The sequence below is a fragment of the Acinetobacter lwoffii genome, from assembly GCF_024129435.1.
Lineage (GTDB): Bacteria > Pseudomonadota > Gammaproteobacteria > Pseudomonadales > Moraxellaceae > Acinetobacter > Acinetobacter lwoffii_F.
Map to the genome: position 1 here is coordinate 71,093 of NZ_JAMXXN010000008.1, position 25,481 is coordinate 96,573.

Annotated in this window: 23 protein-coding genes, 1 other RNA gene and 1 pseudogene; 9 read left to right on the forward strand and 16 right to left on the reverse strand. The window is 42.7% G+C overall.

Going from position 1 to position 25,481, the window contains the following annotated elements:
* Window positions 1-10: 10 nt before the first annotated feature.
* From NI455_RS07455 to NI455_RS07470, 4 genes are all read left to right on the forward strand, one after another.
* A complete protein-coding gene (locus NI455_RS07455; protein WP_004279871.1) occupies window positions 11-697 on the forward strand; it encodes an HAD-IA family hydrolase in 687 nt (228 codons plus the stop codon).
* Window positions 690-1,130: an RNA-binding S4 domain-containing protein gene (locus NI455_RS07460; protein ID WP_004646726.1), complete on the forward strand. Its 441-nt coding sequence runs from the start codon at window positions 690-692 to the stop codon at window positions 1,128-1,130. The genes NI455_RS07455 and NI455_RS07460 overlap by 8 nt, the downstream gene beginning before the upstream one ends.
* A gap of 145 nt (window positions 1,131-1,275) precedes the next feature.
* Entirely contained in the window at window positions 1,276-2,319 is a 1,044-nt protein-coding gene (recA, locus tag NI455_RS07465) for a recombinase RecA (RefSeq protein WP_004279873.1), read from the forward strand.
* A 91-nt stretch (window positions 2,320-2,410) separates the two neighbouring features.
* Window positions 2,411-3,028, forward strand: coding sequence for a regulatory protein RecX (locus tag NI455_RS07470; protein WP_247143556.1), 618 nt, complete (start codon window positions 2,411-2,413; stop codon window positions 3,026-3,028).
* A 216-nt stretch (window positions 3,029-3,244) separates the two neighbouring features.
* Here the strand turns inward: NI455_RS07470 and ffs are convergent.
* Window positions 3,245-3,341: signal recognition particle sRNA small type (gene ffs / locus NI455_RS07475), an RNA gene on the reverse strand.
* Window positions 3,342-3,635: 294 nt separating this feature from the next.
* Between ffs and NI455_RS07480 the strand changes: the two genes are divergently transcribed.
* Window positions 3,636-4,433, forward strand: a complete 798-nt coding sequence (locus tag NI455_RS07480; RefSeq protein ID WP_253113360.1) for a tol-pal system YbgF family protein — start codon at window positions 3,636-3,638, stop codon at window positions 4,431-4,433.
* A 60-nt stretch (window positions 4,434-4,493) separates the two neighbouring features.
* On the opposite strand, the gene lpxA is transcribed toward NI455_RS07480, so the two are convergent.
* From lpxA to rimO, 12 genes are all read right to left on the reverse strand, one after another.
* Window positions 4,494-5,282 (reverse strand): acyl-ACP--UDP-N-acetylglucosamine O-acyltransferase, encoded by a 789-nt coding sequence (lpxA, locus tag NI455_RS07485; RefSeq protein ID WP_004279876.1) that lies wholly within the window; start codon window positions 5,280-5,282, stop codon window positions 4,494-4,496.
* Window positions 5,279-5,764, reverse strand: coding sequence for a 3-hydroxyacyl-ACP dehydratase FabZ (gene fabZ / locus NI455_RS07490; RefSeq protein ID WP_026055766.1), 486 nt, complete (start codon window positions 5,762-5,764; stop codon window positions 5,279-5,281). The genes lpxA and fabZ overlap by 4 nt, the downstream gene beginning before the upstream one ends.
* Window positions 5,765-5,769: 5 nt before the next feature.
* A complete protein-coding gene (lpxD, locus tag NI455_RS07495; protein ID WP_253113363.1) occupies window positions 5,770-6,840 on the reverse strand; it encodes a UDP-3-O-(3-hydroxymyristoyl)glucosamine N-acyltransferase in 1,071 nt (356 codons plus the stop codon).
* 3 nt (window positions 6,841-6,843) lie between these two features.
* Window positions 6,844-7,341 (reverse strand): OmpH/Skp family outer membrane protein, encoded by a 498-nt coding sequence (locus NI455_RS07500; protein ID WP_005246628.1) that lies wholly within the window; start codon window positions 7,339-7,341, stop codon window positions 6,844-6,846.
* A gap of 80 nt (window positions 7,342-7,421) precedes the next feature.
* A complete protein-coding gene (bamA, locus tag NI455_RS07505) occupies window positions 7,422-9,932 on the reverse strand; it encodes an outer membrane protein assembly factor BamA (RefSeq protein WP_253113365.1) in 2,511 nt (836 codons plus the stop codon).
* A 39-nt stretch (window positions 9,933-9,971) separates the two neighbouring features.
* Window positions 9,972-11,327 (reverse strand): RIP metalloprotease RseP, encoded by a 1,356-nt coding sequence (gene rseP, locus NI455_RS07510; protein ID WP_253113377.1) that lies wholly within the window; start codon window positions 11,325-11,327, stop codon window positions 9,972-9,974.
* A gap of 3 nt (window positions 11,328-11,330) precedes the next feature.
* Window positions 11,331-12,527, reverse strand: a complete 1,197-nt coding sequence (gene ispC / locus NI455_RS07515; RefSeq protein WP_253113380.1) for a 1-deoxy-D-xylulose-5-phosphate reductoisomerase — start codon at window positions 12,525-12,527, stop codon at window positions 11,331-11,333.
* Complete coding sequence (locus tag NI455_RS07520) at window positions 12,528-13,352, reverse strand: phosphatidate cytidylyltransferase (protein ID WP_004646715.1); 825 nt, start codon at window positions 13,350-13,352, stop codon at window positions 12,528-12,530.
* A gap of 3 nt (window positions 13,353-13,355) precedes the next feature.
* Window positions 13,356-14,108 carry a polyprenyl diphosphate synthase gene (gene uppS / locus NI455_RS07525; RefSeq protein ID WP_004646714.1) on the reverse strand — a complete coding sequence of 251 codons (753 nt, stop codon included), beginning with the start codon at window positions 14,106-14,108 and terminating at the stop codon, window positions 13,356-13,358.
* 7 nt (window positions 14,109-14,115) lie between these two features.
* A complete protein-coding gene (gene frr / locus NI455_RS07530) occupies window positions 14,116-14,670 on the reverse strand; it encodes a ribosome recycling factor (protein ID WP_004279885.1) in 555 nt (184 codons plus the stop codon).
* Between the two features lie 80 nt (window positions 14,671-14,750).
* Window positions 14,751-15,479 (reverse strand): UMP kinase, encoded by a 729-nt coding sequence (pyrH, locus tag NI455_RS07535; protein ID WP_004279886.1) that lies wholly within the window; start codon window positions 15,477-15,479, stop codon window positions 14,751-14,753.
* 46 nt (window positions 15,480-15,525) lie between these two features.
* Complete coding sequence (gene rimO / locus NI455_RS07540) at window positions 15,526-16,869, reverse strand: 30S ribosomal protein S12 methylthiotransferase RimO (RefSeq protein ID WP_004279887.1); 1,344 nt, start codon at window positions 16,867-16,869, stop codon at window positions 15,526-15,528.
* Window positions 16,870-17,210: 341 nt separating this feature from the next.
* Between rimO and glnL the strand changes: the two genes are divergently transcribed.
* The gene (glnL, locus tag NI455_RS07545; RefSeq protein ID WP_005107202.1) at window positions 17,211-18,320 is read left to right on the forward strand and encodes a nitrogen regulation protein NR(II); all 1,110 of its coding nucleotides are present in this window, start codon (window positions 17,211-17,213) and stop codon (window positions 18,318-18,320) included.
* Entirely contained in the window at window positions 18,307-19,782 is a 1,476-nt protein-coding gene (glnG, locus tag NI455_RS07550; RefSeq protein WP_253113383.1) for a nitrogen regulation protein NR(I), read from the forward strand. Before glnL ends, glnG begins: the two co-directional genes overlap by 14 nt.
* A 49-nt stretch (window positions 19,783-19,831) precedes the next feature.
* Here glnG and NI455_RS07555 read toward each other — a convergent pair whose 3' ends face one another.
* The 3 genes and pseudogenes from NI455_RS07555 to mnmG all read right to left on the reverse strand — a co-directional run bounded on the left by NI455_RS07555 (window position 19,832) and on the right by mnmG (window position 23,689).
* The gene (locus tag NI455_RS07555) at window positions 19,832-20,158 is read right to left on the reverse strand and encodes a hypothetical protein (protein WP_195724821.1); all 327 of its coding nucleotides are present in this window, start codon (window positions 20,156-20,158) and stop codon (window positions 19,832-19,834) included.
* 133 nt (window positions 20,159-20,291) lie between these two features.
* Window positions 20,292-21,494: pseudogene (gene mhpT, locus NI455_RS07560) on the reverse strand (3-(3-hydroxy-phenyl)propionate transporter MhpT).
* 314 nt (window positions 21,495-21,808) lie between these two features.
* Window positions 21,809-23,689, reverse strand: coding sequence for a tRNA uridine-5-carboxymethylaminomethyl(34) synthesis enzyme MnmG (gene mnmG / locus NI455_RS07565; RefSeq protein WP_253113387.1), 1,881 nt, complete (start codon window positions 23,687-23,689; stop codon window positions 21,809-21,811).
* 254 nt (window positions 23,690-23,943) lie between these two features.
* On the opposite strand from mnmG, the gene NI455_RS07570 reads away from it, so the two are divergent.
* Together NI455_RS07570 and NI455_RS07575 are read left to right on the forward strand one after the other, a co-directional pair.
* A complete protein-coding gene (locus NI455_RS07570) occupies window positions 23,944-24,438 on the forward strand; it encodes a hypothetical protein (protein ID WP_253113389.1) in 495 nt (164 codons plus the stop codon).
* A gap of 144 nt (window positions 24,439-24,582) precedes the next feature.
* Entirely contained in the window at window positions 24,583-25,470 is an 888-nt protein-coding gene (locus NI455_RS07575) for a bile acid:sodium symporter family protein (RefSeq protein WP_005100861.1), read from the forward strand.
* The last annotated feature ends 11 nt before the right edge of the window (window positions 25,471-25,481 follow it).

Sequence of the window (25,481 nt, forward strand, 5' to 3'; positions counted from 1 at the left end):
AAACCTAAATATGTCAAAATGCTCTGAAAAACCTACCATAATTTTCGATATGGATGGCACTTTACTTGATCTTGCCTACGATGATTTCATCTGGAACGAGTTATTGCCTGTGCGTTATGCTGCCACACATGGCTGTAGCCTGGAACACAGCCAGGCGACACTCTATGCATTCTATCAGGAACATAATCATACCTTAAACTGGTACTCTTCACGCTTCTGGACGGCTAAAGTCGAAGTCGATGTTCTGGCGATGCAAATTGAACATAAAGATAAAGTGGCCTTACGCCCGCATTGTCTCGAATTGCTCGATTATCTTAAAAATAATGGCTATCCCATCTGGCTGGCCACCAATGCTGACTGTGCGGGTCTAGCATTTAAACTGGATCATTTGAATTTAAGAGATTATTTCGATGTGATTGTCAGTTCAGAAACGATCGGACATGCCAAAGAATTTATCGAGTTCTGGCAAGGCCTGAATGAACTGCATCCATTTGATCCTGCACATGCTTATTTTATTGATGATACTGAAAAAGTCCTGAATGGGGCTCAAGCCTATGGCATTCAGAACCTGTTCAGCATCCAGCAGCCCTCTTCAGCCAAAGTAGCACGTCAGACTTGTAATTACCCGATGCTGCACCAATTAACAGATTTAATCACTCATTTAAATCAGGCTGAGGTAGAAAAAAAATATGCGTAAATCGTCTTTACCCGAAGATGCGGTAGGCATGCGTATAGACAAATGGCTGTGGGCAGCACGGTTTTTTAAAACCCGCTCGATTGCCAAACATGCGATTGAAGGTGGCAAAGTCCATCACAATGGTGAACGTGTCAAGGTATCGCGCGAAGTCCGTGTTGGTATGGAACTGACGATTCAGCAAGGCATCGACAAAAAAACCGTGCTGGTTAAGGAACTTTCTGATGTTCGTGGACCTGCACCCGTGGCACAAAAACTGTATGAAGAAACCGAAGTCAGTATTGCACGCCGGGAATTGATTACATCACAAAGAAAGTTGCATAATCTAGCTCGTCCCGACCATCGTCCAAGCAAGAAGGATCGTCGTGATATCAGTAGATTTAAAAATGAAAATAGTCAGAATTTCGATCAGTCATGGTCCTATAATGACGATTAAATTTAAGCGTCAGAATATGTCGTACATGCGCTGACTTTTATAGAACACTAAGGAAAATTCTGTCACTATACACCTGTGGAACAAAGCTCTAATTTAAGACATCCACTTGAGTACTAACTTAGTGACATCGTATTGAGGTTGTAAGATGGATGAGAATAAAAACAAGGCGCTCAACGCTGCCTTAAGCCAGATTGAAAAACAGTTTGGTAAAAATACAGTTATGCGTCTTGGTGACAATACCGTTCAGGCAGTTGAAGCTGTGTCTACAGGCTCTTTAACGCTGGATATTGCACTCGGTATTGGTGGTTTACCTAAAGGTCGTATCGTCGAGATCTATGGTCCTGAATCTTCAGGTAAAACCACAATGACATTGCAAGCAATTGCAGAGTGTCAAAAAGCAGGCGGTACATGTGCATTCATCGATGCCGAACACGCGCTTGACCCTCAATATGCACGCAAGCTGGGTGTAGATATCGACAATCTACTGGTATCGCAACCGGATCACGGTGAACAGGCACTTGAAATTGCAGACATGCTGGTACGTTCTGGCGCGATCGACATGATCGTTGTCGATTCTGTTGCTGCATTGACACCACGTGCCGAAATTGAAGGCGAAATGGGTGACTCGCATATGGGTCTGCAAGCCCGTTTGATGAGCCAGGCACTGCGTAAAATTACTGGTAATGCCAAACGCTCAAACTGTATGGTGATCTTCATTAACCAGATTCGTATGAAGATTGGTGTCATGTTTGGTAGCCCGGAAACCACGACTGGTGGTAATGCACTGAAATTCTATGCATCTGTACGTCTGGATATTCGTCGTATTGGACAAGTGAAGGAAGGTGACGAGATTGTTGGTTCTGAAACCAAAGTCAAAGTCGTGAAAAACAAAATGGCACCTCCGTTTAAAGAAGCTTTATTCCAGATTCTTTATGGCAAAGGTGTTAACCATCTAGGTGAATTGATCGACCTTGCTGTACAGCAAGAAATCGTGCAGAAAGCTGGTGCGTGGTATTCTTATCAAGGCGACAAAATTGGCCAAGGTAAGAACAACACCATCCGTTATCTGGAAGAGCATAAAGAAATGGCTCAGACGATTGAAAAACTGATTCGCGACCAGCTTCTGACTAAAGCAGTGGTTGTTGAAGAAGACGATAGCAAGGAAGAACCTGACTTTTTAGATGCATGATCTTATTAGATGCGTCATCTTTAAACGTCAAGACACAGCGCCCTCCGGGGCGTTTTGTTATTATATAGGGAACGTAACATCCGAGAGAATCATGTCAGACGTGAAATTCAGCAAACTGCTCGATTATGAAACTTTAAAACAGCAATTTGGTGATGCTGAAGATCAAGCTCAACCTGCAAAAACTGCGATCCAAGACGCTCCTGAATTTGATCCCGAAGAGCGTTTATTTTCCTCTACCCCAACTCAGGATGAGAAAAAACCGGGACTGACAGGCTCACGCTTACGTTCTTATGCCTTTGCCGTACTGACGCGCAAGGAATATTCCAAAGCCGAACTGATAGAGAAACTAGCCCTCTATGCAGAGCATCGTGATGAAGTTATTAACCTGGTTGAAGAACTGTCCCGTGAGAACTATCAAAGTGATCAGCGCGTGGCGGAAACCATGTTGTCGAGTCAAAAGCGTAAAGGTAAAGGTCCCAATCAAATTAAAATGAAACTCAAGAGCAAAAAGATTGATGCTGCCCTGATTTCAGAAGAACTCAAGGAAACTGATTGGGTGCAGCAAGCCTATGAACTAAAAGTCAAAAAATATGGGACTGAAGTTACTAAAGACCCCAAGCTCAAAGCCAAACAGATCCGTTTTTTAATGTATCGTGGTTTTGAAATGGATGCGATTATCAAGGCGATTAACCGTAAAGCAGAAGACTAAGTCTTATATTCTTTGAAAGCCTTAATACACGTATAAACATATTGGATATTTAATTCAATATTAGCTGCAAAATAAAGCACGACATAAAATAATAATGATCTGAATCATTAAAATAATAAGATAGTGCTGTTTGATGACATTGAAAAAGGAATGATATTTGAGAATAGAAAACTGCGAATTCGCATTGTTATTATAATAATAAGAATATGGTGGCAACCCTACCAGCAAAGCTCCGGCACATCATAGTTCTATTACCGTTGCTACCTTCCGGTCCTGGCGGGGTTCATAGAGTACAATTGCGAAGTAACCAGCAGGGCTACCATTACAAAAACAGAGTATAGAGATTTTTAATCAAGTTGCAAGCCTTGTTTCCTAAAATCATCCTTCAAGCTATCCGTTTGATTATTTTAAAAACAATATTGATATTTCTGCTGATTTTTAAGGGATCTTCACAATCAATCCATCAACACTCAGATTCACATGATCTTTGTAAAACCTTGTTGCATTTTCTAAAAATGCCGTTTTTAATGTGTGCAATGTATATGAATGATCTACTTTGAAAAGATGAGCAGCGGATCCGCATCTCACAAAGAATTATGGAAATTTTATGATGTTTAAAAAGACCGTATTGTGTGCAGTGACAGCACTCTTTACCATGCCTCTATTTGCCAATATTCCGATTGAATCGCGCGGCTTGAGCCAAGCTACGAATCAGACCGCAGTGAATACTCCAGCGGCAATTGCGGCTGGTGCAACTCCAGCCGTTCAAACCAATACCAGCTGGCAAATCATGCAAAAGAACCAGCAGCTCGAGAATGACCTGCGGATTTTGCGCGGTAAAATGGAAGAACAGGAAAATGAGATTGAACGGCTCAAAAATGAACTGACCAATCGTTATGCCGATCTTGATCAGCGCCTTGAACTATTGCAACAAAAAATTGAACCTGCTGAGGACAATCCAACGGAGGAAAACCCACAGGATACTGCACCCAGCCTAAACACAAATAAGGTCAATACAGCAAGCAGCGGACAGCAACCTGCTGATCTTGAAAAAGCAGCTTATACCGTGGCTTTAGATGCTTATAAAAATGGCGGTGCAGCCAAAGCCATTGCACCGATGCAAAACTTTATTAAAAACAATCCGAATAGCGTTTATATCAGCAATGCTTATTTCTGGTTAGCGGAATTCAATCTGGCGATTGACCCACCAAAATTTGATGAAGCGAAACGCAATTATCTGATTGTCGTTGACCGCTATCCAAATTCTGCGAAAGCCTCCACTGCCCTGTATCAGCTTTATAACATCAGCAAAGATGTTGAAAAGAATGCTACGCTTGCTTCGCAATACAAAACAAAGCTATTGAAGAATTATCCGAAAGCTGAGGAAATTAAATTTCTTAAGTAAAATAGAAATTCCCAAAATAAAAAAGACACCTTCAGGTGTCTTTTTTATTATATTAAACTTTTAGCGCACAATACCACGTTTCGACTGTTCAAGAGAATCGATTAAACGCTGTACCTCAGCCACTTCAGGCAAAATTCCTGTACGGATCTGCTCGATTGCTTCCTGAGTCGTTAAACCTGATTTATAAATCAGTTTAAAGGCATCACGTAAACCGCTGATTACGGTCTTTGACCAGCCTTTACGACGCATACCTTCAATGTTCATAGCAAATGCATGCGCAGGATTACCTGAAACCATTACATAGGCCGGTACATCTTTCAGAATCAGTGATGCCCCACCAATCATGCTATAAGAATCAATCTTACAGAACTGATGAATGCCCGAGTTTCCGCCAATGACGACGTAGTCCCCGACATGGACATGTCCAGCCACACCGACGTTATTAGCAAAGATATTGTAATCTCCGACCATACAGTCATGTGCAATATGCGTATTCACCATGAGCAGGTTATGACTACCGATCTTGGTCAGGCTCTGGTCCTGAACCGTGCCACGATGCAGACTGCAATGCTCACGAATCTTGTTGTGATCGCCAATCTCAAGCCAGGTTTCTTCACCGGCATACTTAAGATCCTGACACACCTCACCTACACTGGCGAACTGGAAAATTTCATTATATTCACCTATACGCGTATAGCCACCCACCACCACGTGTGAATGAAGTTTGCTACCCGCACCAATAGTGACATTTGGCCCGATAATACAATATGGGCCAATTTCTACATCAGCAGCAATGACTGCTGATGGGTCAATAATGGCAGTTGGATGAATAAGGGGATTATTGCTCATGCCTGCTCGACTTTTTGATGCGAAACCATAATTTCCGCGGTTGTTGCGACGACGCCATCTACAGTGGCAATACAATTATATTTGTAAATGCCCCGCTTTTGCATCACTAATTCAGATTTTAAAACCAATTGGTCACCTGCAACCACCTGTTTTTTAAATCTAACTTTTTCCGCACCGGCAAACAGGAACAAAGAACCTTCACTTGGTACTTCGTTATTCATCACAAAACCCAGAATTCCAGAGATTTGTGCCAGTGCCTCAACAATCAGTACACCTGGCATAATTGGATAATTCGGAAAATGGCCTTGTAAAAACTCTTCATTAATTGAGACGTTTTTATAACCAACAATGCCATTATCGGTAATTTCGACGACGCGATCAACCAATAAAAATGGATAGCGATGGGGCAAATATTCACGAATCTTTTGAATATTCATTGGCAATTCAGGCTTCGTGAATGTAGGCAAATTCGACTCTGTCATCATAATTATTTACGCAACTTAAATGTTGATTCAATGGACTCAATCTGAGATTGCATATGATCTAGTCGTTTGATCACCTGGGTCAATGGCACATCTGCTAATTGTCTGAGGCGAACCACGGTACGTTTCCATTTCTGGTTTTCAAACAGACCAATCCCGGATGAATATTTTCCAGCTTCAGAAATATTATTTGTCACCATTGACATTCCGGTCAACGTCACATTATCGGCAATATTCAAGTGTCCAGAAATCGCAGAGGCTCCACCAATGATACAGTTTTTGCCAATTGAAACACTTCCTGCAACGGCAGTTTTTGCAGCAATCGCGGTATGTGCACCAATTTTAACGTTATGCGCGATTTGCACAAGATTATCAATGATCACACCCTGTTGCAAAATCGTATCATCCAGTGCACCACGGTCTACGCTACAATTTGACCCAATACGCACATCATCCTCAATGCATACAGAACCTAATTGCGCAATACGGTGCCATTTACCCTGATAAGGTGCAAAACCAAACCCTTCGCTACCAATCACGCTATTGGCATGAATGCGCACCCGATTACCAATTTTTGCTGCGCCGGTGAGGGTCACATGTGAGTCAATAAAACAGTCCTGACCGATCTCGACATCATCATCGATCTGCACATGCGCCTGAACAATCGTATTCGCACCTACGACACAATGCTCACCAATCACCGCGTAATGACCAATATAAGCATCGTCCGCAATCACTGCCGACGGGTGAATTTGAGCAGTACTCTCAATGCCACGCTGGCGATGTTTTTTCTCAAAGACATGCGTCAGAATCGCAAAAGCCAGATAGGGATTTGCCACAACAATAAAGTTTTGATGTGAAGTTATCTGTTGTTTTAGTTCAGCCGTGACAATTAAAGCACCTGCCTGACTTTGATTGGCCTGCTCTACATATTTATCGGCATTCACAAATGCCAGATCGTGTGAAGTTGCCTGTTCAAGACTGGCCAAAGCGCTCAAACGTAAATCTGTCTGACCTATGCACTCGCCCTGAACCAGGCGAGCGAGATCAGCTAACTGAAGCTGTTGATGATTCATTGATTATTTAATTGCATTAACCTTTTGAATCATTTTATCAGTTAAATCATATTTAGCATCATAAGCAAGCGCTGAATTTTTATTTAAAACCACATCCAGGTTGTTTTCTCTACGCAATTGTTCAGCAATTTGCTTTACCCGTGCATCAAATACAATTCGGATCTGCTGAATCGAGCTTTGGACATTCGTCTGTACAGATTGCTGTAACTGATTCAATTCTTGCAACTTAGCCTGATATTGCGCAGACATTTTCTGTTTTTCAGTCTCACTGAGCTTGGTATTGGATTGAGCACGTTGCTGCAAAGTTTCCAGCTCTTTGCTGAGTTGCTCAATCTTAGTGGTTTGTGGCTGAATTTTTTGCTGGAATATCGTGTTTTGTTGTTTCAGATAAGTACTACCTTCAACCACACGCTCCAAGTCAATTACCCCCATACTAGCCGCTTGAGTCAAAGGAGCAACACTTGCCAAAGCCAGGCTCATTGCCATAATCATTTTTTTCATATTATTACTCATTCAAAAAAATTTGCTCACAAAACCTGCAGGCTTTATGAGCAAAATTTAGTTTCTAGGTCAAAACGATTTTAGAAAGTACGTCCAATTTCGAACTGGATGTTTTTAGTATCATCACCGTCTTTTTTATTCAACGGATAAGCATAGCTAAGTGATAATGGTCCAATCATAGTGATCCAGGTGAAACCTGCACCCACGCTATAGCGCATATTATCTGCATCGAAACCGAAGTTATCTTTACAGTACTGCTTTCCATTTACTGAAGTGCCATTAACGAAAATATTTTCATTTGATACATCACATTGGGTATCAAACACTTGTGCACCTTCAGCAAAGATGACTGGACGAACCTGACGTGCCCAATCCCCTTTAAATGGTACTGGAAGCACTAATTCGGTACCAAATTGAATTAGTGCATTACCACCTACTTCCTCAGGAGAAGGATCCGTTTGACCTGTATCAGAGAAATATACACCTGGATATTTAGGACCTAATGTACTATTTTCATAACCACGAACCGAACCAAAACCACCTGCATAGAAATTCTTGTAGAATGGCAAGTCATTACCATAACCCAACTTACCATAACCGCGCAGGACAAAATCTTTGCCTAATGGGAAAAATGCCTGAGCGTCATAAGTGACTTTTTGATACTCGACATCACTACCTGGCAAGGCAATTTCAGCATTGACACGATGTGACATACCCGTTGTCGGGAACATCGGTCTATTTAAGGTATTATAAGACCAACCTAAATTAAGGTTATAAGTCAAAAAATCACCCTGGAATTCTTGACCATATGGAACTGGATTAGGGCAAGGCTGGTAACCAGTAACATTCCCAGCAGAATCTTTAATTGGAACTAATGCTTGAGGACAATACTCACCACTTTTTGTTTCTTTTCCGCCATTACGTTCCAAATAATCAGCAACATAAGTCGACACATATGGACCAGTGGTCACATCGGTCTGATCAATGTTCAGGCCTAGGCTAACACTCTGGTTTTCATCAATTGGATAACCAAAGTTAATCCCACCACCGAAACTGTCTGTCACATAGTTATTGACGTTATAATCATCATCCAGCTTGGTTTTACGGTAATACATGTTATAGCCGCGACGCACACCATCAATGGTGAAGTACGGGTCCATCACGCTCAAGTTATAATAATCTTGGGTTTCAGAACGCGACAAATCGATTGAAACACTATTACCTGTACCCAGGAAGTTGGTCTGACTTAAACCTGCCTGGAAAGTTACACCACCGCTTTGTGAGAAACCAACTGCAAGAGTACTGGTCCCTGAATGCTGCTCTTCAACGGCAACATTCAAGTCCACCTGATCTGGTGCACCTGGAATACGTGCAGGTTTGATATCGACAGTTTTAAAGAACCCGGTACGCTCCAGACGGACCTTAGACAGGTCAATCTTTTCATTACTAGCAAGTGCACCTTCCATTTGGCGCATTTCACGACGTAGTACTTCATCTGCAGTTTTCGTATTACCAGTGAAATTAATACGTCGCACCGTGACTTGCTGACCCGGATTAATATAATAATTTAGATCAACCAGTTTGGTTTCGTTGTTAATTTGAGGAACAATATTGACTTCTGCATAGTAATAACCTGCATTACCATACTTACGCTGCAATAACTGCTTAACCGCGTTGACTTTTTCCTGCGAATAAATTTCGCCTTCTTTGAAAATTTGTAAAGCCTGTAATTCTTCAGTCTTATAAAGCGCGTCACCTAAATATTTGGTTTGACCAAATTTAAATTGCTCACCTTCATCCACAGATACTTCGATGAAGACATTCTTTTTATCTTCACTCAAGTTCAGACTGGAATTGGTAATATTAAAGTTGATGTAACCGCGATTCAGATACATGGCACGCAAAGCTTCAAGACTTGCCGCCATCTTTTCACGTGCATAACGGTCATTACGCGAAATGACTGAACTCCAGCCACTTTCTTTTACTGCAAAGGCCTGCTTGATATCAGATTCTTTAAATACAGTATTCCCGATAATATTAATATCAAAAACTTTGGCCGCTTTACCTTCAATAAAATCAATCAGCAATTCAACACGGTTATTTGGTCGAGGCGTGGTAGTGACCGTAATATCAGCATCATAACGACCTTGCTGCATGTATTGCTGCTCAAGTTCAGTTTCAATGGTTTGCAGCGCTGATTTTTTCAGCACTTCACCTTCAGCCAAACCCATTTTTTTCAGGCCTTCCTCAAGCGCTTCCTTAGGAATCAGCTTATTGCCTTTCAATTCGATTTTCGAAATAATCGGGCGTTCAACAACTTGAAAAACCAAGGTATTGCCCTGCTGAACGGCTTTAATGTCATCAAACAGGCCTGATGCATACATGCTACGAATTGCATTGGCAATGATTGGATCATTGACCCGATCACCACTGTTAATTGGCACTAGGCCATACACATTGTCAGGAGTTAAACGTACTAATCCATCAAATTTTATATCTTGTACAATGAATTCATCTGCTGCATATACTTGTTGTGCTACTGCCATTGCACTAACGAGTGCCAGAGGCATAAATAAATGTGTGTGCTGCATGCCAGTCTTTTCCGCTGTTAATTTATTCCATTTACGTTGTTATAAACGCATAAAATCATTAAATAATGCCAGAAGCATCATACTGCCGAGCAGTACCATACCAATTTTTAGTCCAACCAATTGTATTTGTTCGGAAACAGGTTTACCACGAATTAATTCAACAAAATAGTAAACCAGATGTCCGCCATCAAGCATTGGAATAGGCAGTAGATTTAATATTCCTAAACTTACACTCATTAGCGCCATAAAGGAAATAAAAGTTTCCCAACCCATTTCCGCACTCTGTCCTGCTACTTTGGCAATGGTAATTGGACCTGATAAATTATCCAGGCCAATCAAGCCACGTACCATTTTGACAATCGAGTTCAGAATCATCGAAGATAAATGTGCTGTTTTATCAAATGCCATTACCAGTGCTTCGCCTGGCGAGTAATGAATGGTCTGTTTATATTCTGCAGGAATGGTCATTTTACCCGGATCACTTTGTACACCCAGCATACCGGTCACATTGCCCATATTGTCACGTTTACCTTGTGGCATGACTTCTAGCTGAACCACCTGATTTGCGCGTAGAACATCCATTTTGAGTAATTTTTCTGGAGATGCCTGTACCACCTGCACCACATCAAACCAGTCTTTCATCTGAACGCCGTCAATAGCCAGAATCTTGTCACCTTCTTTCAGACCTTGACGGATGGCTGCACCATCTTCACTCAGTTTGCTGATCACTGCCGGAATTTCCGGTCGATAAGGTAAGAAACCCAGACTTTCCAGTGGCGATTGACTTTGATCTTTTAAATAGTTTTGAATCGGCAACTGAAACAGTTTGTTTTCACCAGCGCGATCTGCCTGAATAGAAACCACGCCAGTTTCACCAACACGATCTACCAAGGCATAACTGAGTTTTTCCCAAGTTTCCACCTGAGTACCATCCACGGCCACAATTTTGTCGCCCGGCTGCATTTGTACGGTGGCAGCAGGTGTATTTGGTAAAACTTTGCCCACCCGGGTATTGAGCTGTTCTTGTGCCGGTAAAAATAACACCCAGAATAGAAGAACTGCAAAAATCAGGTTAATTAATGGGCCTGCTGCCACGATGGCGATCCGTTTCCACGGATGCTGACGATTGAAGGCTTTGGGTAAGTCTTCTTCAGCAACATTGCCTTCACGTTCATCCAGCATCTTGACATAGCCACCCAAAGGCAAGGCAGACAATTGATACTGAATTCCGGATTTTCTCGAGGTCCATTTTAATAATGTTGGCCCAAATCCAATGGAATAGACCAATACTTTAACGCCCAGTTTACGCGCCACAATATAGTGACCGAACTCATGAATCGCAATTAAGGGACCGAGTAAGAGAATTGCAGCGGCAATCATAAACAAGGCATTCATATCTTAAGTTCCTTTATTCACAACATATTGCTGTGATAAACCTCGCGCCATTTGATCTGCTTGCAAGATAGCCTCCAGATCATGTGCGGGTTGATTGTCCATCTGATTTAGGACGTGCTCAACTACCTGAGGAATTTGGGTAAATCTGATCTGTTGATTTAAAAATGCAGCAACTGCAATTTCATTGGCCGCATTTAAAATTGTCGGTGCAATTCCGCCACTCTGCATGGCCTGACGGGCCAATTTTAATGCAGGGAAACGGAGCATATCCGGTTCTTGAAAATTAAGTTGTGAATGCATAAACAGATCCAGTGGCGCCACATGCGTACTAATACGCTCAGGCCATGCCAAAGCATGTGCAATAGGCGTGCCCATATCCGGATTACCCATTTGTGCCAAAGTCGAACCATCAACGTATTGAACCATGGAGTGAATAATACTCTGTGGATGCACAACAACTGTAACAAATTGTTCTTGAACTGCAAACAAATGACAGGCTTCGATCAATTCTAAGCCTTTATTCATCAAGGTAGCAGAATCGACTGAAATTTTTTGACCCATGGACCAGTTAGGATGCTTGCAAGCTTGGGCAGGTGTGACCTCTTCAAGTTGCTGTATGCTGTGGTTCAGAAACGGCCCACCCGACGCGGTCAGCAGAATCTGGGATACACCCAGTTTGGGCTTGCCATGACGCTCTGCCTCAAAATAATGCGGTGGCAGACATTGGAAAATCGCGTTATGTTCGGAGTCAACGGGAAGCAATAAGGCACCATGATCGCGCGCTGCCTGCATCATGATGTCACCTGACATCACCAAGGCTTCTTTATTGGCCAGCAGTACGCGTTTACCCGCTTTCACTGCAGCCAATGTCGGCAACAAGCCTGCAGCACCAACGATTGCTGCCATCACAATATCAACATCAGCGTGTTCAGCCACAGCAATTAAACCGGCTTCATCTTGCAGAATTTCAATATTAGCCAAATGATGTTGCTGGAGTCGTTTTGAGAGTTCATCTACTTTTTCAGCCGGCACCACCGCCACTTTAGGACGGTATTGCCGGCAAATTTCAACCAGCTCCTCGATACGACTTTGCGCGGTCACAGCAAAAACCGAGTATGCTTCAGGATGTCGCTGCAAGATTTTTAAAGTACTTTGACCAATGGAACCTGTAGCACCCAGTATACAAACTGCTTGTGACATTTATAAATCTACACCAATAAGTTTTAAAACAGCCATACCTGCTGCAAAGATTGGAGCTGCAGCAAGCAAAGAATCAATACGATCCAGTACTCCGCCATGTCCTGGCAAAATTCGACCTGAATCCTTAATACCGGCACGACGTTTGATCATGGATTCAAACAGGTCACCCAGTACCGAACTAAATACTGTAACCACAGAGAGAATCAGGAATAAAATCAGTTCTGGCCAGGTCATATCCAGATAAAGTAAGGCAACTGCCGTTACAATCAGCATTGAAGTAACAATACCACCATACAGCCCTTCCACAGATTTATTAGGACTAACATTCGGCGCCAACTTTTTCTTGCCAAATTTACGACCCACAAAATACGCACCACTATCTGCGCCCCATACCAGTAAAAACAGGTACATCAGCCACCACGGTGAACTTTGCCAGACAGAGAAAATTGCAGTAACCGCAGCAGAGATCAGAACTACGCCGATTCCGTGCAGGCTGGCGTTGTACCAGCCATCATATTCAGGATAGGTTTTAACCCAGTAAATGCTGAGCAACCAAGTAATTATAGAAGCTACCCATAACAATAAGGCAACTTCGGCAAAATACAATGCCAAAGCTGAAAGTGCTGCAGTGAGCACTCCATATCCCCAAGCAACAGGTTTGATGACATATTTAAATTTTCGCGGCATGAGTTTAAACCACTCATAACCGGCCACCCCAGCAGCAAGAACCATCAATACAAACATTGGATAATGTGATTCAGTAGCAAACATACAGCTCAGTACAACTGCTACCAACACCAATGCGGTTATAATCCGCTCAAACATGTATTAATTCTCAAGTTTTTCCTGATGAATCTGTTCTGATGTTTTACCAAAACGACGTTCACGCCCACCAAATACGGCAAGTGCATCATCAAGTTCTTCAACGGTAAATTCTGGCCATAGCGTCTCAGTGAAATAAAGCTCTGCATAGGCTGCCTGCCATAACAGGAAATTCGAAAGACGGAAATCTCCACCCGTACGAATCAGCAGATCAACTGCAGGTAAATCACCGAGGCTGACATATTGACCAAATACATCAGTATTAATTGCATCAAGATCTAATTTATTTGTTAAAACATCGCTGGCAATTCGCTGTGCAGCTTGTGCCATATCCCACATACCACCATAACTGATTGCAATAGTGAGTGTCATACTATTGAAATTAGCAGTCCTTTCTTCGGCATGCAACATAAGTCCCTGTAATTCTGGGGACAAACGGCTGCGATCACCGATAAAGCGTAAAGCAATATTGAATTTTTCCATGCGGGGCAATTGTTCATGAATGGTATCAACCAGCAATTTCATGAGCAATTCAACTTCAAACTGTGGACGATTCCAGTTTTCACTTGAAAAGGCAAATACAGTTAAAGCCTGGATATTTCTTTTTTTACAGTGTTCAACAATCGGATCCAGAACCGTTTTTCCTTCACGGTGTCCATCACCTTTTTGCATCTGATTTTTTTTGGCAAAACGATTGTTGCCATCCATGATGATGGCAACATGTTTCGGAAGACGTGGATTTTCTTCAGCAACGGTCATCGATGAATTAGACCTTCATCAATTCAGCTTCTTTCGCAGCCAAGCGCTTGTCAACTTCAGCAACAAATTTGTCGGTAATTTTCTGGATTTCGTCAGCAGCACGACGCTCTTCATCTTCAGAAATTTCTTTTTCTTTCAACAAAGCTTTGATATCGCCCAATACATCACGACGAATGTTACGGATCGCTACTTTGGCATTTTCTGCTTCATTACGCGCAACTTTTTGCATGTCACGACGCGTTTCTTCAGTCAACGCAGCCATCGGTACACGAATCGCATCTGCTGTAATTGGGTTTAGACCCAAATCAGATTCACGAATCGCTTTATCAATTGCAGAAACCATTGAACGTTCGAAAGGCTGGATTAACAAAGTACGTGAATCTTCAACACCTACGTTTGCCACCTGGTTCAATGGAACGTCTGAACCATAGTAAGAAACCATCACGTTATTTAAAATTGATGGATGCGCACGACCGGTACGAACTTTTGCAAAACCATGCTCTAGAGATTCTAGAGTTTTGTTCATACGGTCTTCGCTGTCTTTTTTAAGATCGTTAATCATATGATCTTCCTTACTTAATTCTTGAAAAGAGGTTATTACTAAATTAGCGTGTAGTATAAAGTGCTTTGGTGCTCACGTCATTAATTGGTAACGTGAGTCCCTTCTTTTTCACCCATCACAACGGAAAGCAATGCGCCAGATTTATTCATATCGAATACTTGTAGCGGCACATTGTGATCACGACATAAACAGATTGCAGTTAAGTCCATCACACCCAGCTTTTCGTCCAGAACTTGGTCAAAAGTCAATGTGTCATATTTAACCGCATCATCATATTTGCTTGGATCTTTATTATATACGCCATCAACTTTGGTCGCTTTCAAGATCAAGTCTGATTCGATTTCAATACCACGTAAACAGGCAGCTGTATCTGTCGTAAAGAACGGATTACCTGTACCTGCCACGAATACACACACTTCACCCTGAGTCAGGTGACGGATTGCATCACGGCTTGAGTAAGACTCAACCACGGCACCAATTGGCAATGCAGACATTAAACGGGTTTTAATATTACGGCGCACCAAAGCGTCGCGAAGTGCCAAACCGTTCATGACTGTTGCTAGCATACCCATCTGGTCGCCAGTTACACGACCAACTAGACCATCTTTTTGTAGCTGGCTACCGCGATACAGGTTACCACCACCCACAACAATACCTACTTGTACGCCTAAACCCACGAGGTGCGCAATAGAAAGTGACATCTGATCGAGCACTTGTGCATCGATCCCCATGTCTTTATTGCCTGCCAGCGCTTCACCAGAAAGCTTTAACAGGATGCGACCAAAGCGTGGCTTTTTAGAATCCAACATCATCAAACTCCAAAGTATTCAATTTAAATTTTTTTAATTCAAAATCTTAAGCAGACTTGACTGAAATGAGTTTTGCATACAGATCGTATTCATCTGCATCAGTAATTTCGACTTCAAGTAAATCCCCCGCCTTGATGACGCTTTTATCGATATCTTCAACAAAAACATTACCATCAATTTCAGGTGCATCTGCATAAGAACGCGCAACCGCTACCGGGAATTCATCTTCCAGGTCATCTACCAGCACAGTCATGATCTGACCGATACGTTTTTGGAGTTTGGCTGCCGAGATTTCTTGCTGAACCTGCATGAAACGCTCATAACGCTCTTGTTTAATTTCTTCAGGAACGTGATCTGGCAAATCATTTGCTGTCGCACCTTCAACTGGCGAATAGGTAAAACATCCCACACGATCCAGCTGGGCTTCTTTCAGCCAGTCCAGTAACATCTGGAAGTCTTCTTCAGTTTCGCCCGGGAAGCCCACCACAAATGTTGAACGCAACACCAGATCAGGACATTTCTCGCGCCAGATTTTCAAACGCTCCAGTGTATTTTCACTGTGCGCAGGTCGTTTCATCAGTTTGAGAATTTTTGGACTCGCGTGCTGGAATGGAATATCCAGATAAGGCAGGATTTTGCCTTGTGCCATCAGGTCAATCACAGCATCCACATGCGGATATGGGTAAACATAGTGCAAACGTACCCAGATTCCCAACTGCCCTAATGCTTCACACATATCATAGAATTTGGTTTTAACCGGCTGGCCATTCCAGAAATCCAGCTTGTATTTCGTGTCCAGGCCATAAGCAGAAGTATCCTGGGAGATGACGAGTACTTCTTTTACACCGGCACGTTTCAGCGCTGCAGCTTCTTCAAGCACAGAACCAACTGGACGTGAAACCAGATCGCCACGCATGCTTGGAATAATACAGAAAGTACAACGATGGTTGCAGCCTTCAGATATTTTCAGATAAGCATAGTGTTTTGGCGTCAGGCGGATGCCTTGCTCTGGAACCAGATCAATAAATGGATTGTGTTTTGGCGGCTCAGGCACGTATTGATGAACCGCATCCATAACTTCTTTATATGCCGCTGCACCTGTCACTTTCAGGACATTCGGATGCATCTGGCGAATCTTGTCTTCGTCTTTACCTAGACAACCTGTTACGATCACGCGACCATTCGCGCTCATCGCCTCACCAATCGCATCTAGCGATTCTTGCACTGCGGATTCAATAAAACCACAGGTATTTACTACAACTAAATCAGCACCGTCATAATCCGAAGCGACGTCATAACCTTCAGTCTTTAACTGGGTTAAAATACGTTCAGAATCTACCAATGCCTTAGGACAACCTAAAGATACAAAACCGACTTTGGGGGACTTCATGAATTTTCGCTCTACTAGAATGCGCGTATTGTATGTCTTTTCGCATCATAAAAATAGTTGAAAACCTGACTCTTTGCATCATGCACTAAAATATTGCCATAAAATATTCAACATACTCACCAATGCACCAAAATGAACCATTTTAGATTTACAGCCTCAATTTAATCCGCTATATCTAAGATGAATTGTGTTGCTCTGTCACATTTCTACATTTCATCGCAATAAATAAACTCTACTCATAAAAGTTGGCGTGCATCTTGCATCAAATCAGAACTTAAAATTGATTAAATTGCTTTATGAAGATGCCATTGCGCCATTTTAATACAGGAACAAACCCGCGAATGGATCAAATTATTCCGATCGACTATCGTGCTTTAGTGGACAATATGACCACGTGTATCTTATTGATAGACCGCGATCTTAATATTTATTATCTGAATTCTGCCTGTGAAGCCTTATTTGATGTGAGCTTATTCCGCGCGAGCGGCACATCTGTGCTCAATATTTTGCAAAACCCGACAGATGAGTTCAATACCGAAGAAGCCCTGAATAATACTTTAACTACGGGACAACCTTATACACGCCGCGAAGCCACTATTCTGGTCAACTTTAAAGACATTCATGTCGACTACACCGTTTCTCAATTGAACCTCGGCAAACCTTATCATCCGTTGCTGCTCATTGAACTCAATCCTCGCGATCGTATGTTAAAAATCTCGCGTGAAGAAAATCTGCTGCAACAGCATCAAGTAGCGCGTCAACTGATTCGCGGTGTTGCGCATGAAATCAAGAATCCACTCGGTGGTATTCGCGGGGCGACTCAACTCCTGGCACGCAGTTTGAATGATCCACAATACAAAGAATTTACCGACATTATTATTAGCGAAGTGGATCGACTGAGAAATCTGGCCGATACCATGCTCGGCTCACGCCAGCTTCCGAGCTATGAACTGGTCAATGTGCATGAACCTCTGGAACGGGTGCGTTCACTGATTGCCAATCAGACCAAAAAGAAAATCAAGATTACACGGGATTACGACCTGTCCTTACCGGAAGTTCTGGCAGACCGCGACCAATTAATTCAAGTCATTTTGAATATTTGCGCCAATGCCGTACAGGCCATGACTGAGAACAAGGAGTTCTTTGTCGAACATCAACCGGAACTGATTTTAAGAACCCGGATTCAGCGTCTTTTTACCATTAACGGGGTGATTCACCGCTCTGTGGTACGGATTGATATTGAAGACAATGGCCCAGGGGTTCCAGAAGAGATTATCGAATCGGTGTTTTATCCGCTGGTCACCAGCCGTGCCAAAGGGACCGGACTGGGCCTCAGTATTGCTCAAAATATTATTCATCAGCACAACGGCATGATCGAGTGCCAGTCTGTAGCTGGAAAAACCGTCTTTAGCTTATATTTACCTTGGGAGTCGAATCATGTCGCGAAATAAAATATGGGTGATTGATGACGATCGCGCCATGCGCTGGGTACTGGAAAAAACCTTTAAAGAAGAAGGTCTGGACGTCACCAGTTTTGAAGAAGCACAATCTGCACTGGATCAACTGAGTCTGGAAGCACCCGATGTGATTCTGACCGACATCCGTATGCCAGGAATTGATGGTCTTACTTTCCTGGGCAAGGTCAAACACAATTATCCTGACTTGCCTGTGATTATTATGACGGCACATTCAGACTTAGAGTCGGCTGTATCCAGTTATCAAACCGGTGCTTTTGAATATTTACCTAAGCCTTTTGATATTGATGAAGCACTGGCGCTGGTAAATCGTGCGATTTTACATATCACCAAACTACAGCAACAAGAATCGGCAAAAGCGGTTCCACCAATTCAATCCACCGAGATTATTGGTGAGTCGCCTGCAATGCAGGAAGTGTTTCGTGCCATTGGCCGTTTATCACAATCACATATTACCGTGTTGATTAATGGTGAGTCTGGTACAGGCAAGGAACTGGTTGCACATGCCCTGCATCGTCATTCACCACGCAGTTCAAAACCTTTTATTGCACTGAATATGGCGGCGATTCCAAAAGACCTGATCGAAACTGAACTTTTCGGCCATGAGAAAGGTGCATTTACCGGCGCTAACACTCAGCGCCAAGGTCGTTTTGAACAGGCCAATGGCGGCACGCTGTTTTTAGATGAAATTGGCGATATGCCATTTGAAACCCAGACCCGTTTATTGCGTGTACTCGCAGACGGTGAGTTCTACCGAGTTGGCGGTCATATTCCGGTTAAAGTCGATGTGCGTATCGTGGCTGCGACACATCAGGATCTGGAAAAACTGGTTCATGATGGTCGCTTCCGTGAAGACTTGTATCATCGACTGAATGTAATTCGTATTCATATTCCAAAACTGGCACATCGCAGTGAAGATATTCCGATGTTGGCGCAGCATTTTCTGGCACGTGCCGGGAAGGAACTTGGGGTCAATCCAAAGATTCTGCGTCCTGAAACCCAAGAATATATGCAGAAATTGCCATGGCAAGGTAATGTGCGTCAACTTGAAAATACCTGTCGCTGGCTGACTGTCATGATCACAGGTCGTGAAGTCTATCCTGAAGACTTGCCACCTGAGCTGAAACAGATTCCAATTCATCAGCAGGATCCGGGTGCGCCAATTCCAACGCTGAACCAGATCGCACCGCATCACTGGGATGAATTGCTGGGTCAATGGGCGATGCAGAAACTCAAAAATGGTGAAATGAAACTTCTGGATGTTGCGACGCCGATGTTTGAACGCACCTTGATCAATGCAGCCTTGCAACAAACCCGTGGCCGTAAACGTCATGCCGCAGAACTTTTAGGTTGGGGTCGCAACACTTTAACGCGCAAGCTTAAAGAATTGGGCATGGATACTACGGATGATGAAATCGAAGAAGAAATAGAAAGTTAATCTTTCCATATAAAAAAGCGCCGATTGGCGCTTTTTTGTTAATGATAATTTATGCAGTAAAACCCACATAGCGGAAATACCCATCTATGCCCAGATCAGACTTATAGATCACATAATTTGAATAAGTCGCTTGGGTGATTTCATCCAGCATATTCACCTGATCATCATTGGCATGCAGATCATCTACAGAACGCGGCATGCTGTGCTCGAATTCATCGGTCATATATTCAAAGCCAATATCCATGGCAATAAACAGGGTATGTTCACAAGGTTGCACATATTGCTCTTCTGCCCAATCAATCACGTTGTGCTGACAATGCGGACAAGCAATATTATCGGTGGCCTGAATCGAGAGTGGAATAAGTTGATAAGCCATATAAAAATCAATCTGTTTGCTATTCGTATATTTTAGCAAATTTTATGGACTGACTTTATTCAATTAAAAGTCTCGACGATAAAAAAGGGAATTTTCAGATTCCCTTTTTGTATTGATAGATCTCAATAATCTATTACTTATGAGTAGCCTTATAACGTGATAGTGCGGTGACAGCTACCGATACGACCACTGCTGGCAAACTTGCTACAAGAATGCCCGTCGTTCCCAAACCTAATGCCAGAATTTTTCCAGTTAATAATGGTCCAGTCATCGCTCCTAAACGCCCTAGAGAGATCGCACTCCCCACGCCTGTCACTTTGCCTGCGCCTGAATAAAAAATTGGTGAGATCCCATACAGAATAGATTGACCACCTGTAGAGAAAATACCACCCATGACTCCCGCCAAAATTAATAACGGAATAGAAGTTGTGGTGAATAACAATACCAAGGCAACAAACAAGCCACTATAAATGATGGTTGCCATTTGCCAGAGCTTTAAACGGTCCAGCAAATAACCCAGACTCAAGGTTCCAATGACAGCGCCCACCTGGAACACCAACATCACCAGAAATGCCTGTTGTTTCTGTAAACCTTGTTCCATAAGTAAATTTGGCAACCAGCTAATCAAAATATAATTAATCATCAAGGTAAAAAAGAAACCAACCCAAAGAGGTACTGTATTTTTATACTGGCGCTGCTTGAACAAAACTTCAGCCATGCCCGGCACAGCTTCGCCAGAGACTTGTACCTCCGCATTCACTTTAGGCTTATCTTTAAGAATAAACGCCATCAATGGAATCAATACTAAAGGCGTTAATCCCCCAATCAGGAACAAGGTTTGCCATTGAATCTCTGGAAGCAACATGGCCAGACCGGCAACAAAGATCGCACCTACCGGTAAACCACAATACATTAGACTATTTAGCTTGCCACGGTTGGCTTCGGTTGCTTCATCACCGACGACTGAAATCATGGTTGGCATTGCCGCACCTAAACCCAGACCAGTAAAGAAACGCGCTGCATATAAAACTTCGATGCTTGGCGCAATTGCAGTCAACGACATGAACAGACCAAAAATAGTCACAGAGAGCATCAGGACTTTCTTTTGTCCTAGATAATCTGCGATACGTCCGCCAAAGAATGCACCAAACAGCATTCCAAAGACACCCAGACTAAATACATAGCCCATTTGGATTTGATCTAAACCAAAGCTTGTTGCAATTTCTTTCGCTGCAATCCCGGGAGCTTGAAGGTCAAAACCTTAAAAAAATGCGACCCAGAAACATAAGAATATCGTTAATATTTTTTGGGCTTTTCCGCTATATGGCTGTGCCATGACTGATCTCCATCAATAATTCACAAACCGTTTGATAGTCTGACGATCCGTTGCATTATTCTTAACCTAATCTTGATAGAGAAATAGCACGACAATAGTCGGGTTTAAGCACATCAGCATGTGTAAATATCATCTAAATTAGACTTAAAAGATTGTATTTCTAGACTTAATACATCTTAATAATATTCATTATATATATTTATCAACAACTTAATTTAATAGTAGTTATTTTTAATTCAACGATAGTCAAAACTTATACAAAACTATAAGTCGATAAAAAGCCCGCTTAACGCGGGCTTTTCTAGCTCAAAATCTTAAGCAGATTTCTTTGCTTGTGCATTCTTACGAATTGTAATCATCACCAGTTGAACTGCTGCAGGCGTTACACCCGGAATACGGCTGGCTTGCGCCAATGTTTCAGGACGAACATCTTTCAGTTTCAGGGTAATTTCACGTGAAAGACCCGACACGATGTCATAATCAAAATCCGCAGGAATACGGGTTTCTTCAAGACGTTTCATTTGTGCGACGTCTTCATGCTGACGATTAATATAACCCGCATATTTCACCGCAATCTCAATTTGATCACCCACTTGTGGTGAAACTTCAGAACCTGTGAGCTCTGCAATTTGAGCAAAGGTGATGTTTGGACGTTTTAACAAATCAATTGCAGAACATTCTTTAGAAAGATCCGCACCCGTCATTTCTACGAATTTTTTACCCATTGGATTGTTTGGTGCAGCCCAAAGGTGTTGCAAACGACCTGTTTCTTTCTCTACAGCTTCCATTTTTTCACAGTAAGCTGCCCAACGTTCGTCATCAACCAGACCCATTTCACGACCGATTGGTGTTAAACGCTGATCCGCATTATCTTCACGCAACATCAAACGGTATTCCGCACGTGAAGTGAACATACGGTACGGTTCTTTAGTACCTAAAGTGATCAAGTCATCCACAAGTACGCCCATGTATGCTTCATCACGTTTTGGTGTCCATTGTTCTTGATCCCATGCACGACGTGCAGCGTTCAAGCCTGCAAGCAAACCCTGCGCACCCGCTTCTTCATAACCGGTTGTGCCGTTGATTTGACCGGCGAAATACAAGTTATTAATTGCTTTGGTTTCAAGGGTAAATTTCAACGCTTGTGGGTTGAAGTAATCGTATTCAATGGCATAGCCCGGACGAAGAATGTGCGCATTTTCCATACCACGGATCGAGCGAACCAGTTCAAACTGAACGTCGAACGGTAAAGAAGTCGAAATACCATTTGGATAAAGCTCATGTGTATCCAAGCCTTCGGGCTCCAAGAAGACTTGGTGAGAATCTTTATCGGCAAAACGGTGAATCTTATCTTCAATCGATGGGCAATAACGTGGTCCAACACCTTCGATCACACCCGTGTACATCGGTGAACGGTCTAAACCGCCACGAATGATTTCATGCGTGCGTTCATTGGTATGCGTGATATAGCAATTTACCTGCTCAGGATGCATAGACACATCCCCCATGAATGACATGATCGGAGATGGGAAATCACCCGGCTGTGGTGTCATCACAGAGAAATCCACTGAACGCGCGTCAATACGTGGTGGTGTACCTGTTTTTAAACGACCTACTGGCAAGTTTAATTCACGCAAACGATGTGCAAGTGAAATAGATGGCGGATCACCAGCACGACCACCGCTAGATTTCTCCAGACCAACGTGGATGACACCACCTAAGAATGTACCTGCTGTCAGCACCACAGTTTTCGCATCAAAACGGATACCCATTTGGGTAACCACACCTTTAACGGTATCGCCTTCAACAATCAGGTCATCTGCGGCTTGCTGAAAAATATCAAGGTTTGCTTGGTTTTCTAATGTTTCGCGAATAGCCGCTTTATAACGTACACGGTCCGCCTGCGCACGTGTTGCACGTACTGCAGCACCTTTACGCGAGTTCAAAATACGGAATTGAATACCGCCTTTATCGGCAGCCAGTGCCATCGCACCGCCCAAGGCATCAATTTCACGCACCAAATGCGATTTACCAATACCACCGATGGCCGGGTTACAGCTCATCTGCCCTAAAGTCTCAATGTTATGAGTTAAGAGTAAAGTCTGTCGACCCATACGCGCTGCAGCCAGAGCCGCTTCCGTACCGGCGTGACCGCCACCGATAACAATGACATCGTATACTTTAGGATAATGCATAGTGGTAATTGAGAGATAAAAAAGAATAGCTGAGCATTATAGCAAATTTCACTCTAAAGTAGACAAATTCAGTTGAATTTATCCTGAGATAAATCGCACTTAACTCGCATAACAATAAAGCACTGTAATTTAACTTTGCAGAGGAACTATATAAATTAAACATATAAGCTGAGAAATTTACTCGATTTGCATTGTTTAATCTCGCGCATTTTTTAATCTATATGTTGGTTACATTACAAACAAAGGTATAAAAGATGAATAAGAATATTTTCCTCTCAACCGTTCTATGTGGTTTATGTTTTGCGCCATTTGCTGCATCAGCAAATGATAAGGTCGAAACCATTTATAATGCACAAAAGTACCAACAGGTTTGTAAAGGCAAATCCCAAGGTGCACAAGTCAGTTTTGCCTATCGTGGCATTATCTGGAATGGTACCTGTGAGCCGCAGTTTTTTGCTTCATCCAAAAACGCTTCAATCAAAGGCGATGAAGCCGAACTCATGAGTACCTGTAGCGGCAACAGTGGTGCAACCACCGCCACCATTAATGGTGCCGAAGTCAAAGGTAAATGCGCATTAGGCTTTATGCCACCACGCCCTCAGGGACAATCTCAGATGCAAAGCCAACCAATGCAGCCGCAAATGCAAAGTCAGCCTATGCAGCCACATATGCAAAACCAGCCTATGCAGCATCAGATGAACCAGCCAGCACAGCCTGATTCACCAATGCAAGGCCAGCCAGGTATGTAGCCGATATATATCTAAATAGTTTAGATTTCAAGTAAAAGCTTTGACGGGCAAAGTGACTGCATTTTGCCCGTTTTTTATTGCTTATTTATTCATCTAGGCTAAACTGGAAATATACCTATAAATGTATAATAAAAAGGCAAATTCATGGATTCGGGGTTTTTTAGCGTTTTTTTGCCAATTACATTGGCAATTATGATGATGGGGCTGGGGCTAGAACTCACCATCAAAGATTTCCTGCGCTTAAGTCGCTATCCTAAAGTCATTTTTATTACTTTATTTGCGCAGTTAGTCCTATTACCCAGCATTGCTTTTTTTATTTGTCTGATTTTGGACTTGCCCGCTTTGCTTGCTGTAGGTCTGATGCTGCTGGCCGCCTCGCCCGGTGGTCCAACCGCAAACCTGTTTAGCTACATATATAAAGGTGATGTGGCACTGAATATTACTCTAACCGCCATTAATACCATCATCTCTATTTTTACCTTGCCCTTTATTGTCAATCTGTCCTTACACTACTTTATGAGTCATGACTCAAACGTGACTTTTCCAGTTGAAAAGATTGTACAAGTGTTTTTAATTACCTTGATTCCCGTGATCATGGGTATGCTGCTTCGAGCCAAATTTCCAAACCTGTCGATTACTGTCAGCAGGCCCATGCGCTTACTCTCTATCGGTTTTCTAACCATCCTATTCATATTCGCCATTTTCAGAGAACGTTCGAATTTGGTCGAATACTTTGCCAATATTGGTACAGCAACTGCGATTTTATGTTTTTCCAGCCTGTTTATTGGCTATTGCATCCCTCTACTCATGGGCATTCCAGAGAAAATGGCACGTGCTTGTACCTTTGAAATCGGCATTCATAACACAGCCATTGCCCTAACCATTGCGATTTCGGTTCTGAATAATGTCACGATGGCCATTCCAGCAGGCATTTATACAATTTTCATGTACAGTTTCGCGACCATTTTCGGTGTGCTAATTAGCCGCCAGCAAGTGGTATATAGTAATAAAAGTCGTTTATCAGATTTGTAATTTATTTGGCT

Coding starts and splice junctions, on each gene's coding strand:
- NI455_RS07455 (WP_004279871.1), top strand. CDS start 11: ATGTCAAAATGCTCTGAAAAACCTACCATAATTTTCGATATGGATGGC.
- NI455_RS07460 (WP_004646726.1), top strand. CDS start 690: ATGCGTAAATCGTCTTTACCCGAAGATGCGGTAGGCATGCGTATAGAC.
- recA (WP_004279873.1), top strand. CDS start 1,276: ATGGATGAGAATAAAAACAAGGCGCTCAACGCTGCCTTAAGCCAGATT.
- NI455_RS07470 (WP_247143556.1), top strand. CDS start 2,411: ATGTCAGACGTGAAATTCAGCAAACTGCTCGATTATGAAACTTTAAAA.
- NI455_RS07480 (WP_253113360.1), top strand. CDS start 3,636: ATGATGTTTAAAAAGACCGTATTGTGTGCAGTGACAGCACTCTTTACC.
- lpxA (WP_004279876.1), bottom strand. CDS start 5,282: ATGAGCAATAATCCCCTTATTCATCCAACTGCCATTATTGACCCATCA.
- fabZ (WP_026055766.1), bottom strand. CDS start 5,764: ATGACAGAGTCGAATTTGCCTACATTCACGAAGCCTGAATTGCCAATG.
- lpxD (WP_253113363.1), bottom strand. CDS start 6,840: ATGAATCATCAACAGCTTCAGTTAGCTGATCTCGCTCGCCTGGTTCAG.
- NI455_RS07500 (WP_005246628.1), bottom strand. CDS start 7,341: ATGAAAAAAATGATTATGGCAATGAGCCTGGCTTTGGCAAGTGTTGCT.
- bamA (WP_253113365.1), bottom strand. CDS start 9,932: ATGCAGCACACACATTTATTTATGCCTCTGGCACTCGTTAGTGCAATG.
- rseP (WP_253113377.1), bottom strand. CDS start 11,327: ATGAATGCCTTGTTTATGATTGCCGCTGCAATTCTCTTACTCGGTCCC.
- ispC (WP_253113380.1), bottom strand. CDS start 12,527: ATGTCACAAGCAGTTTGTATACTGGGTGCTACAGGTTCCATTGGTCAA.
- NI455_RS07520 (WP_004646715.1), bottom strand. CDS start 13,352: ATGTTTGAGCGGATTATAACCGCATTGGTGTTGGTAGCAGTTGTACTG.
- uppS (WP_004646714.1), bottom strand. CDS start 14,108: ATGACCGTTGCTGAAGAAAATCCACGTCTTCCGAAACATGTTGCCATC.
- frr (WP_004279885.1), bottom strand. CDS start 14,670: ATGATTAACGATCTTAAAAAAGACAGCGAAGACCGTATGAACAAAACT.
- pyrH (WP_004279886.1), bottom strand. CDS start 15,479: ATGTTGGATTCTAAAAAGCCACGCTTTGGTCGCATCCTGTTAAAGCTT.
- rimO (WP_004279887.1), bottom strand. CDS start 16,869: ATGAAGTCCCCCAAAGTCGGTTTTGTATCTTTAGGTTGTCCTAAGGCA.
- glnL (WP_005107202.1), top strand. CDS start 17,211: ATGGATCAAATTATTCCGATCGACTATCGTGCTTTAGTGGACAATATG.
- glnG (WP_253113383.1), top strand. CDS start 18,307: ATGTCGCGAAATAAAATATGGGTGATTGATGACGATCGCGCCATGCGC.
- NI455_RS07555 (WP_195724821.1), bottom strand. CDS start 20,158: ATGGCTTATCAACTTATTCCACTCTCGATTCAGGCCACCGATAATATT.
- mnmG (WP_253113387.1), bottom strand. CDS start 23,689: ATGCATTATCCTAAAGTATACGATGTCATTGTTATCGGTGGCGGTCAC.
- NI455_RS07570 (WP_253113389.1), top strand. CDS start 23,944: ATGAATAAGAATATTTTCCTCTCAACCGTTCTATGTGGTTTATGTTTT.
- NI455_RS07575 (WP_005100861.1), top strand. CDS start 24,583: ATGGATTCGGGGTTTTTTAGCGTTTTTTTGCCAATTACATTGGCAATT.